Genomic DNA, 17,981 nt, shown 5'->3' with positions numbered 1-17,981 from the left:
GGCTCACGACGGGGCGGGTCCGCTCGCCCGGAGCTCGTGCAGCCGCAGCCCGAGCTGCAGTTCGAGGTCGTTCTCCCGGCGCCAGTCGAGACCGAGGACGGTGCCGGCCCGGTCCAGGCGCTTGAGCAGCGTGTTGACGTGGACGTGCAACGCCCGGGCGGTCGCCGCGACGTTGGCGCGGTGGCGGTAGTACGCGCCGAGGGTTTCGACGAGGTCGGTGCCGCGCCGCCGGTCGTACTCGAGGAGCGGGCCGAGGGAGCCGGCGAGGAAACGGTCGAGCTCGCCGGCCCGCTCCGCGTCGAAGAGCATGGCGTACAACGCATAGCGACGCGTCGTGGCGCCCAGGTCCGTGTGCCCGATCGCGCGCACGACGGCGCCGCAGCGGCCGGCGAGGGAGAAGGCGCGCGCCCAGTCGTGGTTGACCGCCCGTTCCCCGATGACGACAACGGGGCCGCCCAGCGTGCGGCGCAGTCTGCTGTGGACCTCTTCGGCGGTCCGGTCGTCGTCCACGCTGGGGAGGATCATCGTGGCCCGGCCCAGGTGTTCGCCCGCCAGCCCGGCGCGGTCGCGCGCGATGTCGTGCAGGTGGCGCGAAAGATCGGTGGACGTCACCGTGGGGGAGTCCGCGACGAGCACCAGCTCCAGGCGGTCGGCGTCGATGCCGCGCGCGCGGGTGCGGGCGCGCTGGGCCGGGCCGATCCCCGGGCCGCCGACCATGAGCTCGGTCAGGAGCTCTCCGCTCAGCCGCTCGCTGGCCTCGGCCACGGCCCGCTCCTTGAGGATGAGCAGCCCGAGGATGTGGGTGGCCCGCTCGAGGGTGCGCAGGTCCATGGCGTCCGGGACGTCGTGGCCGGCGGCCGCTTCCCGGCTCCACGCCAGCGCGCCGAGGTAGCTGTCGCCCGCCTGGATCGCGGCCACGCTGCGGGTGGTTCCGTCGGCGCCGGCCGAAACCGCGCAGCGGCCCGAGCGCCGGGCGTCCTCGACGGCGCCGGCCAGGTCGGCCTCACCTGCCCGATCGAGGAGCGTGACGCTCCCGCCCAGCTGGTCGGCGAGCAGCTGCGCGACGTCGCCCGGTGTCCCGCCGTCCAGCACGACGCCGGTCAGGGCTTCGTGGATCGCTTGCGCCCGCTGGGTTTTCCGGTAGGCGACCTGCAGCTCCTGCAGGGCGGTCCGGCTCGCTTCGTAGAGGCGGGCGTTGTCGAGCGCGACCGCGGCGTGATCGGCGAACGCGTTCAGCAGCGCGATCTCGTCGGCCTGGAAGGACCGCTCGGAGCGGTCGGCGGCGAACAGGGCGCCCACCGCTTCGCCCCGGATGACCAGTGGCACACCGAGCAGCGCGACGAGCTTCTCGGTGACGACCAGGCGGTCGAAGTTCGGGTCGTGCTCGATGACGGTCGAGGTGGCGTAGTTGCGCACCCAGTACGGGCTCCGGGAGGCCAGCACCTTGCCGCCCAGTCCCACGCCGGCCGGGATGCCCGCCGCGAGGAAAGTGGGGGAGACCGTGCCCTCCGACGCCTTGGCCGACAGCCTGCCGTCCGCGCCGACCAGCGAGAGGTAGGTGAAGTCCGTGCCGATCAGGTCGTGGGCGTGGTGGACGATCGACTGCAGGACCTCGTCGAGCCCGCCCAGCGCGGTGAGCGACTTGACGGTCGCGTACAACGACGCCAGTTCACGCTGCCTGCGCACGAGCGAGCCCGTCTCCGCCTCACTGGCCACGGTGCCGTCCCTCCTCGGTGACGGGTGGGCGAAAGTCCCACCGGTGCAACGGCAGGAGTGGATGGTCCACACCTCAGGTCGCAGCGTAACCGCGCCCTAACATGACCGCCATCACCTGCCTGCGCTCAACGACGAAAGCGGCATCCATGGCAATCCCGCTCACCCAACCCGAAGGACAGTCCGGCCACGCCGACACCGGCACGGCCTCGATCCCGCGCCGGGCCTTCCGCAAGCTGCTGGCCGCGGGGCTCGTCGGAAGCTCGATCGAGTGGTACGACTTCTTCCTCTACGGCACCGCGGCCGCGCTGGTTTTTCCCAAGGTGTTCTTCCCGCACTCCTCGGCGCTGACCGGGACCCTTCTGGCCTTCAGCACGTTCTGGGCGGGTTTCGTGGCCCGGCCGATCGGCGGGGTGCTCGCCGGGCACCTCGGGGACAAGTACGGGCGCAAGCCGGTCGTCGTCGCCTGCCTGGCGGTCATGGGGGCCGCGACCTTCCTGATCGGCTGCCTGCCCAGCGCGGCGACCGTCGGCGCGCTGGCCCCGACCCTGCTGGTCGTGCTGCGCTTCGTGCAGGGGCTCGCGACCGGCGGCCAGTGGGGCGGCATCGTGCTGCTGCTCACCGAGTCCGCCGGTCCCAAACGGCGCGGGTTCGCCGGAACCTTCGGCCAGACCAGCGTTCCCGTCGCCGTGATCCTCTCGAACCTGATCTTCGTGGCGGCCAGCGGCCTGATGCCGGACGCCGCGTTCCTCAGCTGGGGCTGGCGCATCCCCTTCCTGCTCAGCGTCGTGATGTTCGCGGTGGTCCTCTACATCCAGGCCAAGGTGGAGGACACCCCCGAGTTCCGCGAACTGCAGCGTGAGGTCGCGAAGCCGGAAGGCGCCGTGGTCCGGGCCCCGCTGGCCCAGGTGCTCCGCAGCAAGTGGGGGACCATCCTGCTCGGCTGCGGGCTCCTCTCCGCCACCAACAGTCTTTTCTACGTCAGCATTTCCGGGCTCCTGAGCTACGGCACCGGCACGCTCGGGCTCAAGCGCGACGACCTGCTGGCGGTCGTGCTGATCAGCTCCGTGGCGATGCTCGCGACCATCCCGTGGTCCGGGCACCTCTCGGACAAGGTGGGGCGCCGGCCGCTGATCCTGATCGGCGGGCTGGGCGTCGCCGTCTGGGGCTTCCCGTACTTCGGGCTCGTCGGCACCGCGTCGCTGCCGCTGATCTTCGTCGCGGTGACGGTGGGGTTCGTGTTCCAGTGCCTCACCTACGGCCCGATCGCGAGCTTCCTCGGCGAGCTCTTCGCGCCCGGCGTCCGCTACTCGGGCGCTTCGCTGGCCTACCAGCTTTCCGCGATCATCGTCAGCGGCGGCACGCCGTTCCTCATGACGGCGCTCATCGCGAAGACCGGGAGCACCGTGCCGGTCGCCGCCTACATCACGCTGATGGGCCTGATCACCTTCGCCAGCGCGTGGTTCCTGCCCGAGACGAACACCACCGAGGTCCGCGCCGATCCGCACGCCGTCCCCGGCGCGCACCTCCACCGCTGAGAGACGAGGCCGGGATGACTGCGTCGAGGAGAACCCGCCGGCTCGCCGTGCCGGCGATGCTGGTCCTGGTGGCGGCCACCGTGGCCGGCCCCGCCGCCGCGACGACCGCGGCGCCGGGGTGCGCCGGGCTGGCGCAGCTGAAGATCCCGGCGTCGGTCATGAGCCTGCCGACGACCGGGGGCCGGGTCACGGCGGCGTCGATGACGACGTCCGTGGTCGGCGGCAGGACGATCCGGTACTGCCGGGTCGACGCCGACCTCTTCCCCGTCGACCCGGCCGCGCCCGCCATCAAGATGCGCGTCGACCTGCCCGCCGAGTGGAACCACCGAGCGGTGATGTTCGGTGGCGGCGGCTACAACGGCACGATTCCCGACCTGGCGTCGAACGTGCCGTTCGGGCCCGCCGACCAGCCGGTGCCGCTGGCCCGCGGGTATGCGACGTTCGCGAGCGATTCAGGCCACCAGCAGAACCCGGCGTCCCCGCCGTCGCTGGACGGGTCGTTCGGGGCCAACGACGAGGCCCTGCGGAACTTCGCCGCCGGTGACGCCCTCAAGAAGACGCTCGACGCGAGCCTGTTCCTCATCCGGCACGGCTACGCGGCGAAGCCCACCGAGGTCTTCTTCTCCGGAGGGTCGACGGGCGGCCGCGAAGCCCTCGTCGTCGCCCAGCGGTGGCCGACGGCGTTCGACGGCGTGATTTCCGCCTACCCCGCTTGGAACAACCTCGCCGAGATCCTCGATCTGGGGTACCTGGCCCAGGTCCTGTCGCGCCCCGGCGCCTTCCCCGGCGTCGAAAAGCAGGCGCTCCTCCACACCAGCGTCGTCGATGCGTGTGACGGCCTCGACGGCGTCAAGGACCAAGTGGTCTCGAACCCGGCCGGCTGTCACTTCGATCCCCGCGCGCTTCGCTGCCCGGGCGGGGCCGACGCCGGCCCGGCGTGCCTGTCGGATGCCCAGATCGGGGCCGTGACCGCGATGTCCTCGCCGTTCCGGTGGCCGTACCGGATCGCCAGTGGCGAAACCGGGTATCCGGGCTTCCCGTTCCTTTCGGGGGCGGACATGCGGACCCCGTTCCTCGGGTTCGGGACGACCGCGCCGGCCGATCCCATGCCGGTGACGAGCGGCTACGGGATGCAGTACTGGGACCAGTGGGTCAAGTACTTCCTGACCCGGGACCCGAACCGGAACTCGCTCGAGGTGGATCCCCGGCACCCCGGGACCTGGCTCGGCCGGATCAGCTCGCTGTCCACGGTCGAGGACCGCAACAACGCGGACCTCGGTCCGTTCGCCCGCGCCGGCGGGAAGCTGGTCCTGCTCCACGGCGCCGCGGACGAACTGGTCTCCCCGTACTCGACGAGCGACTACTACCAGCGGGTGCGCGCTCTGCTCGGCCCCCGGGCGACCGACGCTTTCCTGCGGTACTACGTCGTGCCCGGGGCGAACCACGCCAACTTCGGCACGCCGGCGTTCGCCGCCGGCTGGGACTCGCTCTCGGCGCTCGAGCGCTGGGTCGAGCGCGGCCAGCCACCGGCGAACCCGGTCGTGGCCGACCTGGCCCACGACCGGACCCGGCCGCTGTGCGCCTACCCGGCCTGGCCCCGGTACCGCGCCGGCGATCCGGATCTCGCTTCGAGCTTCGCCTGCACCCGCTGACGCGGCGGCCGAGCGCGGGTTCGGCGCGTGCTCAGGTGCGTGCCGCCCGCGTTCGGGGCAGACTGTCGGCATGGCCGAACTCGAGGGAATCGACGTCACCGCGCCGCCGAGCGGTACGGGCTGCGCGGAGTGCCTGGCCGCGGAGGGGTGGTGGGTGCACCTGCGCCGCTGCGCCCAGTGCGGCCACATCGGCTGCTGCGACAGCTCACCGGCCCAGCACGCGACGGCGCACTACAAGGCGAGCGGGCACCCGCTGATCCGCAGCTTCGAGCCGGGCGAGGACTGGTTCTACAGCTTCGAGACGGGCGAGGCCTACGACGGCCCGGCGCTGGCGCCCCCGGAGCACCGGCCCGTCACGCAGCCGGTGCCGGGCCCGGAAGGCCGGGTCCCGGCCGACTGGCAGTCGCACGTGCACTAGGCGGTGAGCCGGCTCGAAAGCCGGCACGGCTCGTGCTTCCGCCGTGCCGGCGGGGAACCGCGCCGCTTCACACCTCGGTCAGACGGCTGCCTCGTCGCCAGACCGCACGCGTGCTGAGCGTGTCGCCGATGTTCGCCGTCGGGTCGCCGTCGACGAGCAGGAGGTCCGCGCGGAGCCCTTCGGCGATGCGGCCCCGGTCGCCCAGCCCGAAACGGCGGGCCGTGGTCGCCGTCGCGGCGCGCAGTGCCTGCGCGGGCGTCAGGCCCGCCGCCACGAGGTACTGGAGTTCACGGTGCAGGCTGGCTCCGTGCGCCAGGCCGCCGAAGAAGGTCTCCGCCATGGAGGCATCGGTGCCGGCCAGCACGTCCACGCCCGCGTCGGCCAGCGCCCGCACGGTCTCCAGGACGTCCTCGAGCTTGCCCTGCGGATACCGGTTGTAGCTGGACCGCAGGGTTTCCTCCCACTTCGCGTCGATGCGGCGGGCGACCCGGGGGTCGTCGGCGAGATCGCTGCCGGTGATGCCCATCATCGAAGCGTTGAGGCAGACGCACGGCACGACGAACATGCCTGCGTCGGCGATCAGGTCCACGACCTCCGTGGTGTGCGGCCGGTCCATGAACACGTGGACGACACCGTCGATGCCGGCTTCGGCGGCCATCCGGGTGGCGTCGAGGGTCAGCGTGTGCGCGACGGTGAGGGCGCCGTACTTCTTGGCTTCGGCGACCCCCGCGTTCAGCGTGGCCTGGTCGAGCATCGGCAGCCCGGGGTGTCCCTCTACGCTGCCGTCGTCGATCATGAACTTGACGTAGTCGGAGCCCCTCGCCAGCAGCTGCGGGACGTACGCGGCGGCCTCTTCCGGTGTGGTGGAGAACGGCATCAGCGGCATGACCGGCGGCAGGTTCCCGGCCGGCCGGAACCCTTCCGGCATGAGTTCGCTGGGGTGACCGCCGGGCGGCGTGATGGCGAAGCCGGATGACCGGATGTCGGCCACCGTGTCGTCCTCGGTGATGTGCGCCCGGTTCTCGCGGGTGTTCAAGCCCTGCATCTCCAGTTCGGTGGTGACGCCGAACCGCAGGGCGAGCGCCAGGGAGCCGGGCGCGGAGTGGACGTGCGCGTCGATCAGCCCGGGCAGCAGGGTCGCGCCCCGGCCGTCGACGACCTCGGCGCCGCTGGGCACCTCGCCGCCGACCTGGCGGATCGTCCGGCCGTCGAGGACGACGTTCTGCACCCCCAGCGTCTTCTCCCCATCGAACACCCGGGCGCCGGTGATGGCGGTGGTGGCCATGGTGGCCTCGCTTCCTCGTTCGTAGTTACATACCTAATGCTATGCAGTTTACATCTAGTATGCAAATGCCGGGGGTACTACAATCCGGGAGGTGAGCAGTGAGGACCCTCTGCTGGACCAGATCGGCCCGGCGCTGTCACGGCTGCGCCGGCGCACCCCGGCCTCGGGCCGGGACATGTCCCGCAACCTGGTGCTGAACGTGGTCGCCGACGCCCCCGGCGAGATGACCGTCGGCGGGCTGGCCGCGGAGATGGGCGTCGCGCAGCCGGTGGCCAGCCGGACGGTCGCGGCGTGCATCGCCGACGGACTGCTGCGGCGGGCGGCCTCCCAGGCCGACGGCCGCCGGACGGTGCTCGAGCTCACCGAGCGCGGCGAAGCCGAGCGCGCTCGGTTCGCCGCCGACCAGCGCACGGCGTTCGAAGACATCACCGCCGCCTGGTCGCCGGAGGAGCGCACCCAGTTCGCGCGGCTCCTCGTCCGCTACACCACCGACGCCGCCGCGTGGTCGCGTCGCCGGGCGCCGGACGACCGCTGAAAGCCGGCCGCTCCTACGGCCGGCCCGGCGCGGGGATCAGGGGGTGAGGTCCATCATGTCTTCGTCCTTGATCGCCTTGATCTCCGGCGGGTCGAGGTCGCCGCGTTCGAGGGCGGCCCAGTCCTCGGCCGTCGGGTTCTTGTAGAAGCCGCCGTAGCCCGGCCACTCGCCCGTGCGCGCCGCGTCGCGCGCGCCGTGCATCTCGGCCGCGTCCCACTTGTCGATCGGCTTGGTGGTCACGTGCCCGGTGCCGGGCACCGCGTGCCCGCCGGCCGGGACGGCCTGACCGGACTGCGGGTTGTACCGCATGCCCTCGCCGCTGGAGTGCATGTCGTCGACCATCTTGTGGTACGAGTCGTCGGCGATGGCCATCCGCTTCTGCTCGGCGTCGTAGGCCGCGCGGTCCGGGTGGTTCGGGTCGGCCTTGATGGCGTCCCGCCGGTCCTGCTCGGCCTTCGCCGCATCCGCCTTGTCCTTGTCGTACAACGGGTGGTCTTCGTGGTGGACGTGGTTCTTGTCGTTCCCGTGGTAGACCTGGTCCGAGAAGCTGTGCGGCTGGTCGTAGCCCGCCTTGACGGTCTGCGAGTTCTGGAAGCCCTGCTGGTGCCCGTAGCCGAGCTGGTTGAGCTGGACCGCGGTGCTCGGGTCGTTGGCCTCGATGGCGTTGCGCTGGGCGTTCCGGTAGGAGCCGAGACGGTCGTCGTAACCGAGGTTGTCGTCCTTGGCGGTGTTGGGCGAGTCCCGGACGTCTCCCTTGGTGAACCCGGATTCGTGGTTGGCGCCGCCCTTGCCCGTGCCCGGGTGGTACCGGTGGTTGGCGAAGTCCTCGTAGTAGGCGTAGGCGTTCTTCTCCAGCGGCCCGTTGTCCTTGCGGGCCCCTTTTGCCCCACCGTTGTCGCTGAGGATGTCGTAGCCACCGGCGTGCTCGGACTGGTGCGTCTTCTTGCCGTCGATCTTGAAGTCGTACTTGTCGTCGAGCCGCTTGCGCTCGACGTCCTTGTCGCCGTAGGTGCTTTCCGGGTAGGTGCGGTTGCTCGTCGACGGGCCGGAGTTCCCCCGGGCGTACGGGTGGGCCTGGGCGCGGGCGGCCGCGGCCGCGCAGGGCGTGGTCCGCTGCGGGGCCAGGCCGAGCGGGTCGACCATGGCGGTCGGGTTGTCCACGTAGGCCATCGAGTCCGGCGCCGGGGTCAGGCCCAGCGGGTCGTGGGAGAGGTACCGGCCGGTCTCGGGGTCGTAGTAGCGGTACCGGTTGTAGTGCAGCCCGGTCTCGGGGTCGTGGTACTGGCCCGGGAACCGCAGCGGCGTGCTCGCTGCGCCGCCGGCCGAGACGACCGGACCCCACAACGCGGTGTGCAGGTGCCCGGCCAGCGCACCGGTCTCGTCGACCAGCTCCGCGGGCGCACCGACCAGGTCGGAGACGATCGCGTGGAACCGGTCCGGGCCACTCGCGCCGAGGACGCGTTCGGTCTGGGTGAGCGGAAGCCGCGCACCCGGCGCGTATTCCCACACCGTGGCGACCAGCGGCCGCCCCGGTCCACTGTGGACCTGCTCGGCGGGCAGCTGCCCGTCCCAGGCGAACTCGACCTGTTCGGCCACCGTGCCGGTGGTGGTGTCCAGGCGCTGCTTGGCGATCCGGCGGCCGAACGGGTCGTAGCGGTAGTGCCACACCGCACCCTCCGGCGTGCGGACGCCGAGCAGGCGGTTTTCCGCACTCCACTCGTACGTCCAGCGCCGCCCGCCGCGCTCGCGGGCGACGACGCGCCCTTCCGCGTCGTAGGTGTAGCCGGTCGGGCCGGCGGCGGTGAGCAGGGTGCCGGCGTAGGCGCGGGGACCGGCGGCTTCCGGCGCGCCGGACCAGCCGGCTCCGGTGACCGCGCCGGTCACGTCGTAGTCGTAGTTCTCCTGCCAGCGCGCGCCCCGCACCGCCCGGACCCGCCCGCCCGCGTCGACGTCGAGGGTGCGCGGCCCGGAGATCAGGTCGTCGACGCGAGCGAGGTAGCCGTCGGGCAGGTAGCCGTATTCGCGCCGCTGCACGGTTTCCGGACCGCGCAGCACCGTCTGCGCCGCCAGCTGCCCGGTGGGGGACCAGTCCTGGCGCAGCTGCGCCACCGGCCCGGCACCGGTGAGCAGCTCGCGCACCGTCTCGCGGCCCGCGGCGTCGTAGCCGAACCGCAGGGTGCGCCCGGCGGTGGTCAGCGCGGTCGGGCGGGCGGCGGGGTCGTAGCCGACCACCGACTCCGCGCCCGAGGGCGTCCGGCGGCTCACGCGGCGGCCGAGGGCGTCGTAGCGGGAGTGCACGACCCGGCCGTTGATCGACTCCGACAGCACGCGGCCGAGGCCGTCGTAGGTGAACCGGACCTCGCTGTGCGCGTTGGCCGCCGAGAGCATCCGGTCGGCCGCGTCGTAGGTGAACACGGCGACCTCGTCGGCGCTGCTGCGCCGCACGACCCGGCCGACGCTGTCGCGTTCGAGGGTGATGGTCTGCCCGGCGCCGTTGGTGCGGGAGACGAGCCGGCCCGCGGCGTCGTAGCCGTAACGCAGGACGCGCCCGTTGTAGTCGGTCTCGCCGACCTTGCGGCCGGCGGCGTCGTACTCGTAGCGCCACACCAGGCCGCGCTCGTTGGTGACCGAGGTGAGCCGCAGCTCGGTGTCGTAGCCGTAGCGCAACGTGCCGCCGTCGGGGCTTCGCTCGCTGACCGGCAGGTCGAACTGGGCGTACTCGATGCGGCTGACGCCCCCGCGCGCGTCCGTCCGCTCCTCGAAGCTGCCCCGCGCGGTCGAGGTGAACCGCTCGACGGCGCCGTCGGCGTCGCGTAGCTGCACGAGGTTACCGGCGGCGTCGCGGACCATGCTGGTGGTGTGGCCCAGCGGGTCGGTTTCGCTGGTGGTGTTGCCGAGCTCGTCGTAGCCGTAGCGCCACACCGCGCCGTCCGGCCCGGTGACGAGCACCGGCAGGCCGGCGGCGTTGGCCTGGATCCGCGTGACGCCACCGAGGGCGTCGGTCACCGAGTCCACGGTGCCGGTGTAGGGGTCGTAGGTGTAGGAGGTCGCCGCGCCGGCCGGGTCGACGGTGCGGGCGAGGCTGCCTCGCCGGTCGTATTCGTAGCGCCACACGGCGCCGTCGGGCCCGGTCACCACGACGGGCCGGTGCCGCTCGTCGTACTCGATGACCAGGCGGCTGCCGTCGGGCCGGGTCACCGCGGTGAGGTTGCCGAGCTCGTCGTAGTCCCAGCGCGTGACGTGGCCGAGCTCGTCGGTCTCGGCGAGCACGCGCCCGAAGCGGTCCCGCTCGGCACTGGTGCTGTTGCCCAGTGGGTCGGTCTGCCCGATCACGCGCATCCGCTCGTCGAGGCGGTAGCGGGTGACGGCGCCGAGCGAGTTCGTGACGGTGGTGGCGCCGGGCTCGTAGGCCAGCGCCGTGTCCAGGTAGCCCTCGGTGCCCTGGGCGCGCACGCAACGACCCTGGGCGTCGTAACCGTAGCGGTACCAGCGGCCGTTGACGTCGTCCCAGCGCACCAGCCGGCCGTCGGCGTCGTAGGTGAACTTCTGCGGGGTGCCCACCGCGTCGACGACCTCGACCAGCCGGCGCGCGGAGTCGTAGCGGTACTCCGCGAGCGGGATCGGGGAACCGGCGGTGCGCAACGCCGTGACCAGGCCGTCGGCGGTGTCGATCTCGACGCGGTAGCCGCCGGAGTGCTCGATCGCGACCGGCACGCCGTCGCGGTGGCGCAGCACGATCCGGTTCCCCGCGCCGTCCACGACCGCGCGCAGCGGCAGCGTGGTGTCGCCGGGGCGGCCCGCGAAGTAGCGCATGCGGTCGGACTGCGGGTCGCCGACGAGGAACCCGTGCCGGACCCGGCGCAGCGCCAGGTACGGGCCGCTCTCCGGGACGACCGCCTCCACGCCCACCGGGACGGGGTAGCGCAGCAGGGTGCCGTCGGCGAGCGCCAGGTGCAGCCCGTCCGGCTCGACCTCGATGCGTTCGTCCAGGGTCGAGGCCCAGGTGGGGCCGAACAGGCGGCCCGCCCGGTAGGACGACAGGTGCGTGCGCGCGACCACGAGCGGCAGCGCGCCGGGCAGCGACACGTCCTCCTGCTCCAGCATCACCGCACCGGTCGCGACGTCGATCGGGTCGCCGCAGTCGGTCCGGTCCTTCGTCTGCGTGGTGTGCTCGTCCGGCTTGGGGTTGTTGTCCTTGATCCGCGGCCCGTCGCCACCGGGCGAGCCCTTCGGCGTCGACGACGGCGTCGTGCCGCCGTCGGGCCCCTTCGCCGCCGGGGGCGGCGTGGAGTCGGGGCTCTTGGGCGCGTCGTCCGGTCCCTTGGCCGCGGGCGGCGGGTCGCTCTTCGGGGGCGGGGTGTGGTCGCCGGAGGGCGTGGTCGAGTCGCCCTTCGCTCCCGAAGGCGTGGTGCCGTCCCCGCCCTTGGGCGTGGGCGGTGGGTCGGTCTTCGGCGGCGGGGCGTCCGGCCCGCCCTTGCCCTTGGGCCCGTCGAGGCCCTTCGGGTTGCCCTTGATGTCGATGCTCTTCGGCGGCGGCGCGGCCTTGCCCGGTTTGATGTTCTTGAGTGCCTTGGCGGCGTCGGAGAACAGGTCACCGGCTCGTTTGAGCAGCGGGATGAGTGCTTTCAGGGCGGTGACCAGCCGCTTGACCAGGTCGGCGATCTTCGACGCCGTTTTGGCGACCGCGTTGATGACCTGGGGCACGACCCAGGTCAGGCCGATGCCGAGGGTGAAGACGACCTGCAGTGCCCAGCTGATCAGGTGGCCGATGAGTTCGGCGATGATGTCGCGGACCAGCGCGCGGACCGCCGCGACGACTTCACCGGCGGTTTTGACGCCGCTGGAGGCGCCTTCGCAGCCCTTCTGCGCGGTCTCCAGCAGGGTCACGGTGTCCTGTGCGCGCTGCCGGTAGCTGTCTCCGCCGTTCCCGGTCCACGACGCGGTGTCGGTCTTGACCATGCCGGTCAGGTCTTCGCCGACGCTGCCCAGTTCGGTGGCGATGTTCTTCCAGGTCTCCGACTGGGCGGCGATCTCGTCGGCGTTGCCGGTCAGGCCGTTGAGGGCTTCCTTGAGCGGGCCGACGTGCTCGATCAACCAGCCGACGCCGGCGGCGAGGATCGCGCCGAACGGGTCCATCGCCATCGACAGGGCGTCCAGCGCGGTGCCGACGGCGCCGAGCGCGACCGAGGCCCAGTCGCCGCTTTCGATCGCCGACTTCAGGTCGTTCGCCGACTCCAGCAGCGACACACCCGAATACGCCTTGGTCGAATCCTGTGTCGGCGCGACCAACGGATTGCTCACGTGTGACTCTTCCCTCCACCAGCCGGGCGACCACTGGTGAAGTTAACAAGTGACACTCGCGTGAACGACGTGAACCCCTGCGGATGCCCCTTCAACCAGCCGATCGTGCCCCAGGTGGCCAAGGCGGGGCGGCGCTGCCCAGGTTCGCCGAGCGCTTCTCGATCTCGTCGGCGGCCGGGTGCAGGTTGCGGGCCCGGTACAGGTCGATGGCCTGCTGCCAGGCGGCGCGGGCCTGGTCGTGGTGGCCGAGCGCGCGGTGGGCGTCGCCCATCGAGGCGAGGGTGCCCGCCTGGCGGTAGGTGTTGTCGAGCAGGCGCCAGAGGGTGAGCGCCTGCCGCGACTGGCCCAGGGCGTCGCCGTGGTGACCGGTTTCGTGGGCGATCGCGGCGAGACTGTCGAGAGCGTCGGCTTCGCCGTAGACGTCTTTGCGCTCCCGGCAGAAGGCCAGTCCCGCCTCGGCGTGGGCGCGTGCTTCTTCGTGCCGGCCGAGCCGGCTCTGGCAGGCACCGATCAGGCTGAGCGCGCGAGCTTCCCATTTCGGGTCTCCGAGTGCGCGGTACTGCTCGAGCGCGCTGGTGGCGTGTTCGAGCGCCTGCTCGTCGTCCTTTTCGTGCGTCCAGTGGAGTGCCAGGACGAAATGGACTCCCGCCTGGCCGAGGGTGTCGCCGATCTCCCGGGACAGGGTCAGGGACCGGTGCAGGTGGTGCAACGCTTCGGCGGGCTTCCCGAACGGGCCGTAGACGAGACCGAGCCGGCGGTGCGCGCGGGCCTGCACGGCCAGGTCGTGCAGGCGTTCCGCGGCGGCGAGGCCGGCCAGCCACGACGTGATGTTCGCCTGCAGGTGACCACGGCGGTAGTGGAAGTTGTCGAGGGTCCAGGCGAGCTGCCAGACGCAGGTGTCCCACCCGGCGTCCTCGGCGGCCTGCCGCGCCGCGAGCACGCACTGGTGGTTGACGTCGAACCACGTCATCGCGGCCGCGTCGTCGCGCAGCGGGGCCGGCGTGCAGCCGGCCGGGGGTTCGCCGACGTCGATCGGCGGGTGCTGCTGGTCGAGCAGGCGGCTGCCGCGGTGGGCGGTGTGCAGGTGGAACCCCACCAGCCGGCGCAGCGCGGCCCGCCGGCCGGGTTCGGGTTCTTCGGCCAGCGCGGTGCTCTGCGCGTGCTGGCGGACCAGGTCGTGGAAGCGGAACCGGCCGGTGACCGGCTGCTCCAGCAGGTGGTCGTCGACCAGGCTTTCCAGCAGCCGCTCGGCTTCGCCGGGTGCGACGGCGGCGAGCGCCGCGGCGGCGGGCACGTCGATGTCCGGGCCCGGGTTCAGGCCGAGCAGCCGGAACATGCGCTGTCGCGGCGCGTCCAGCTGCCGGTAGGACAACGCGAACGCCGCGGCGACGCTGCGATCTCCCGCGGAGAGCTCGGCCAGCGGCCGGTGGGCCTGGCGCAGCCGGTCGGCCAGGTGCCCCACGGTCCACGCGGGCCGGCTGCGCAGCCGCGCCGCCGCGATGCGGATGGCCAGCGGGAGCCGGCCGCACAGCTCGACGACGTCGCGGACGGACTCGGGTTCGGCGGTGAGCCGGCCGTCGGCGACGATGCCGGTGAACAGCGCGATCGCGTCGGCCTCCGGCAGCACGTCCAGGGAGAGGATGTGCGCGGGCTCCAGGTCGACCAGGCGCCGCCGGCTGGTGATCAGCACCAGCGTTCCCGCACTGCCCGGCAGCAGCGGCCGGACCTGCGCGGCGTCCGCGGCGTTGTCCAGCACGACGAGCGTCGAGCGGCCGGCGAGTTCGGCCCGCCAGAGCGCGGCGCGGGCGTCCTGGTCGTGGGGGATCCGGTCCGCCGGGACGCCGAGCGCGCGCAGCAGGGTGTCCAGCGCGGCCGGCGGGGTGATCGGTGCCTGGCCGGAGGTGTGGCCGTGCAGGTCGAGGAACAGCCGGCCGCCGGGGTAGTGCTCGGCGAGCCGGTGCGCGGCGTGGATCGCCAGGGTCGTCTTGCCGATGCCGGCCATCCCGTCGATCGCTTCGATCACGACGGCCGTCGGCGCGGTGTGCGCGATGCCGGCCCGGGCGGCCAGCAGCCGGGCGAGTTCGGTTTCGCGGCCGGCGAAGTCGGCGATGTCACCGGGAAGGTCGTTGCGGACCGCTCCGGCCGGAGCGTGCTCCGCGGCGTCCGTCCGGGGACGAGCAGGCAGCCGCACCGGTCCGGTGGCGGGGAACAGCCGGGAGTCGTTGTCCAGCACCCGGCGGTGGATCTCGGTCAGGCGCGGGGAAGGGTCCAGCCCGAACTGGTCGACGAGGACGGCGCGGGCGCGCGTGAACGCGTCCAGCGCGTCCGCCTGGCGGCCCGCGCGGTACAACGCCGTCATCAGCTGCCCCCACAGCCGCTCGTGCCCGGGGTGCTGCTCGCTCAGCGCCGTCAGCTCGGCGATCAACGCCTCACCCGCACCGGTCGCGAGGTCGGCGTCGACGCGGTCTTCGACGGCGCCGAGCCGCAGTCCGTGCAGCCGCCTCGTTTCCGCCAGCAACGCCGGGGTGCCGGCGAAGTCCTCGTAGGCGTCGCCGCGCCACAGCGCCAGCGCCTGGGACAGCCGATCCGAAGCCGTCACCGGATCGCCCGCCGCCAAGGCGGTTCGCCCCGCGGGCACCAGCCGTTCGAACTCGCGGGCGTCGAGGAAAGCCGGTGACAGCCGCAAGGCGTAGCCGGCCGCGCGGGTCTCGATCAGGTCGGCCGCGCCGAGGACGGCGGCGACCGGGGCCAGCGAGCGGCGCACCCGCGACATGTAGGTCCGCACCGTCCGCTCGGTGCCGGGCGTCGCGTCGACGTCCCACAACGCGTCCGCCATGGTGCTCACCGCGGTGACCCGGTCGGCGTTCGCGACCAGGAGCGCGAGCAGGGTGCGGATGCGGGGGCCGCCCAGCTCGAGCGTCCGGTCGCGCACGCGGACCTCGAACGGGCCGAGCACGCGGAACTCCGGTCTGCTGTCCGGATCGTCCATTCCCACCTCGCACAAGTGGTCCGCACTCCCGGCCTGGATACGGGTCCGTTCGGAGCAATTCGCGCGAGGGCTGTCGACGGACTGTCGACGGATCGTCGACGAGCACTGCGACGGTGAGATCGTGGTGCGGCTCGCCGCAGCCACCGAGCGGTCCGGTGTGGACGGTCCGGTCGCGGTGCGGTCGCTCGACCCGGGGGCGAGCGACCGCACCGCGTCGCCGCACCCCGGTCCCGGGCAGGTGATGTCGCCTCCGCGGTTGACTTCAAGCGCTTGAAGTTCTGCATGCTGTTCCCATGACGGCAGGAGTTGCGGGCGAGCGGGTGTGGCTGACGATCCTCGAGGCGTCGCGGCGCAGCGGGCTGAGTGAGCCGACGTTGCGCTACTACGAGCAGATCGGGCTGGTCGGCCCGGTTCCGCGCGATCCGGGCAGCGGGCACCGCCGCTACGACGCCGCGACCATGGACGTCCTCGATGCGCTCGGGTGCCTGCGCTCGGCCGGGCTGCGGGGCGAGGACCTGCGGCGGTACCTGGACCTGCCGGCCCGGGGGACGCGGCGGCCGCCGAGCAGCGCGAGCTGTTCGAGCACCAGGCCGACCGGCTCGATGCCGAGATCGAGCGGTCCCGCCCGGTCGAGGAAACCGTGGCCGGCACCGCCCGCAGCCTCCTGGCCGCCCGAACCGGACAGCGCCCGGGCTGGGCCGGCTAAGCCACCTGCTCGACCGGCTCCCGCGCCCCGGTTCGCTCCGCGCCGATCCCGGCCGCCACGACGAACAGCACGCCCGCCGCCGCGCCGAGGTTCGGGACCTGGTGCAGCACGACGAACCCGATCGTCAGGGCGATGGCCGGTTCGAGGCTCATCAGCGTCCCGAACGCCGAGGTGGTCAACCGCCGCAGCGCGAGCATCTCCAGGCTGAACGGAACCACCGGCAGCAGCACCGCGAGCCCGAGGCCGATGAGCAATAGCTCCCAGGTCAGGTGCCCGGCCACCGCCGGCCCGTAGGCGAGCGTCGCCACGATCCCCGCCACCGGCATCGACACGGCGAGCCCGCGTACACCGGCCACCTCGTCGCCGACCCGTTGCGTCAGCAGGATGTAGCCCGCCCAGCACACCGCGGACGCGAGTGCGTAGCCGACGCCCAGCAGGTCGGCGCCACCCCGCCACGGTTCGGTCAGCAGCACCACGCCGAGCGCGGCGAGGACGGGCCACAACCGCTTGCCGCCGCGGCCGCGCGTGACGGCCACGGTGAGCGGGCCGAGGAACTCCAGCGCGCTCGCCGTCCCGAGCGGCAGGCGGGCGACCGCCTCCATGAACAGCATGGTCATCCCGGCCGTGACCACGCCCAGCGCGCAACAGGCGGCGAAGGTGGCCGGCCGGAACGACGACGGCCGCGGCCGGACGACGACCAGCAGCAGCACCCCGGCCCACGCCAGCCGCAGCCACGCCGCACCCTCGGGACCGATGCGGCCGAACAGGCCGACGGAGACGGCGAGGCCGAGCTGGACGCAGAGCATGGCGGCGACCGCGAAGGCCGCTCCGGTGCGGGTGGAGGACAGCACGGACCCAGCAAAACCGATCCGCACCGTTCGTGTCCACATGCCGATCATGGACGTACCGTTCGCAGATCATGGACAATCGGCGGGTGGACACCCGCAGGCTCCAGTTTCTGCTCGAGCTGTCCCGGCACGGCTCGATGCGCGCGGTGGCGGACGTGCTCGGCACCACGACGTCGACGGTCTCGCAGCAGATCGCGGTGCTGGCGAAGGAAACCGGCGTGCCGCTGCTCGAGCCGGACGGCCGCCGGGTGCGGCTCACCCCCGCGGGACGGCGCCTGGCCGAGCACGCCGTGACCATCCTCGCCGCCGTGGAGGCAGCCCGCGCCGATCTCGACCCCGGCGCCGAACCGGCCGGCACCGTGCGCGTCGCCGGGTTCGCCACGGCCGTGCGGCGGTCGTTGCTCCCGGCGGCCGCCGCGCTCGCCGCACACCACCCGCGGGTCCAGCTGCGGATCAGCGAGTACGAACCGCACGAGGCCTTCGCCGCGCTGCTGGCCGACGACATCGACCTCGCGCTCACCTACGACTACGACCTCGCGCCGGCCGTCACCGATCCCGCGATCACCGTCAGTCCACTGTGGACGGCACGGTGGGGCCTCGCCGTCCCGGCGGCCGACGCGGCCCTTGCGCGCGGCGAGAACACCGTGGCGGTCTTCGAGGCGTTCCGCGACCACGGCTGGATCGTCAACTCCCGCAACAGCGCCGACGAGGACGTGGTCCGCAGGCTGGCGTCGACGGCGCGGTTCACCCCGCGCGTCACGCACCGCGCGGACAGCCTGGAGCTGGTGGAGGACCTCATCGCGACCGGCCCGGAGCCCGCCGTCGGCCTGCTGCCGGCCGGCCGCGCGACGAGGCCCGGGGTCGCGCTGCTCCCGCTGGCCGGGCCGGACGTGCGCCAGCGCGCCTTCGCCTGCACCCGCCGCGGGCGGGAGGCGTGGCCACCGCTCGCGCTGGTCCTCGGGCTCCTCGCCCGCTGAGCGACCGCGGCCGGATGGT

At 72.9% G+C, this 17,981-nt stretch carries 11 protein-coding genes and 1 pseudogene; 7 read left to right on the top strand and 5 right to left on the bottom strand.

Going from position 1 to position 17,981, the window contains the following annotated elements:
• Positions 1–3: 3 nt before the first annotated feature.
• Positions 4–1,716, bottom strand: a complete 1,713-nt coding sequence (locus QRX60_RS42850; RefSeq protein ID WP_285997191.1) for a helix-turn-helix domain-containing protein — start codon at positions 1,714–1,716, stop codon at positions 4–6.
• A gap of 146 nt (positions 1,717–1,862) precedes the next feature.
• On the opposite strand from QRX60_RS42850, the gene QRX60_RS42845 reads away from it, so the two are divergent.
• The 3 genes from QRX60_RS42845 to QRX60_RS42835 all read left to right on the top strand — a co-directional run bounded on the left by QRX60_RS42845 (position 1,863) and on the right by QRX60_RS42835 (position 5,321).
• Positions 1,863–3,251: an MFS transporter gene (locus tag QRX60_RS42845; RefSeq protein ID WP_285997190.1), complete on the top strand. Its 1,389-nt coding sequence runs from the start codon at positions 1,863–1,865 to the stop codon at positions 3,249–3,251.
• A 14-nt stretch (positions 3,252–3,265) separates the two neighbouring features.
• Entirely contained in the window at positions 3,266–4,903 is a 1,638-nt protein-coding gene (locus QRX60_RS42840; protein WP_285997189.1) for a tannase/feruloyl esterase family alpha/beta hydrolase, read from the top strand.
• 70 nt (positions 4,904–4,973) lie between these two features.
• Positions 4,974–5,321 (top strand): UBP-type zinc finger domain-containing protein, encoded by a 348-nt coding sequence (locus QRX60_RS42835; protein WP_285997188.1) that lies wholly within the window; start codon positions 4,974–4,976, stop codon positions 5,319–5,321.
• A gap of 67 nt (positions 5,322–5,388) precedes the next feature.
• Here the strand turns inward: QRX60_RS42835 and QRX60_RS42830 are convergent, their stop codons facing one another.
• Positions 5,389–6,606, bottom strand: a complete 1,218-nt coding sequence (locus QRX60_RS42830) for an amidohydrolase family protein (RefSeq protein ID WP_285997187.1) — start codon at positions 6,604–6,606, stop codon at positions 5,389–5,391.
• A 91-nt stretch (positions 6,607–6,697) separates the two neighbouring features.
• Here QRX60_RS42830 and QRX60_RS42825 point away from each other — a divergent pair, with 91 nt between their 5' ends.
• Positions 6,698–7,141 carry a MarR family winged helix-turn-helix transcriptional regulator gene (locus tag QRX60_RS42825; RefSeq protein ID WP_285997186.1) on the top strand — a complete coding sequence of 148 codons (444 nt, stop codon included), beginning with the start codon at positions 6,698–6,700 and terminating at the stop codon, positions 7,139–7,141.
• 36 nt (positions 7,142–7,177) lie between these two features.
• Here QRX60_RS42825 and QRX60_RS42820 read toward each other — a convergent pair whose 3' ends face one another.
• Entirely contained in the window at positions 7,178–12,442 is a 5,265-nt protein-coding gene (locus QRX60_RS42820; RefSeq protein WP_285997185.1) for an RHS repeat-associated core domain-containing protein, read from the bottom strand.
• Between the two features lie 91 nt (positions 12,443–12,533).
• Complete coding sequence (locus QRX60_RS42815; protein ID WP_285997184.1) at positions 12,534–15,431, bottom strand: AfsR/SARP family transcriptional regulator; 2,898 nt, start codon at positions 15,429–15,431, stop codon at positions 12,534–12,536.
• 293 nt (positions 15,432–15,724) lie between these two features.
• On the opposite strand from QRX60_RS42815, the pseudogene QRX60_RS51670 reads away from it, so the two are divergent.
• Positions 15,725–15,904, top strand: a pseudogene (locus QRX60_RS51670) (MerR family DNA-binding transcriptional regulator); the annotation flags it as partial.
• 8 nt (positions 15,905–15,912) lie between these two features.
• On the top strand, positions 15,913–16,137 hold the full coding sequence (locus QRX60_RS42810; protein ID WP_285997183.1) for a hypothetical protein: 225 nt from the start codon (positions 15,913–15,915) through the stop codon (positions 16,135–16,137).
• Here the strand turns inward: QRX60_RS42810 and QRX60_RS42805 are convergent.
• A complete protein-coding gene (locus QRX60_RS42805; RefSeq protein WP_285997182.1) occupies positions 16,134–16,988 on the bottom strand; it encodes an EamA family transporter in 855 nt (284 codons plus the stop codon). The two genes, QRX60_RS42810 and QRX60_RS42805, sit on opposite strands and share 4 nt — an antisense overlap.
• An 83-nt stretch (positions 16,989–17,071) precedes the next feature.
• Here QRX60_RS42805 and QRX60_RS42800 point away from each other — a divergent pair, with 83 nt between their 5' ends.
• The gene (locus QRX60_RS42800; RefSeq protein WP_285997181.1) at positions 17,072–17,962 is read left to right on the top strand and encodes a LysR family transcriptional regulator; all 891 of its coding nucleotides are present in this window, start codon (positions 17,072–17,074) and stop codon (positions 17,960–17,962) included.
• Positions 17,963–17,981 lie beyond the last annotated feature (19 nt).

The organism is Amycolatopsis mongoliensis, assembly GCF_030285665.1.
In the GTDB taxonomy this organism is placed as follows: domain Bacteria; phylum Actinomycetota; class Actinomycetes; order Mycobacteriales; family Pseudonocardiaceae; genus Amycolatopsis; species Amycolatopsis mongoliensis.
This window is presented reverse-complemented; position numbering and strand designations above follow the sequence as displayed.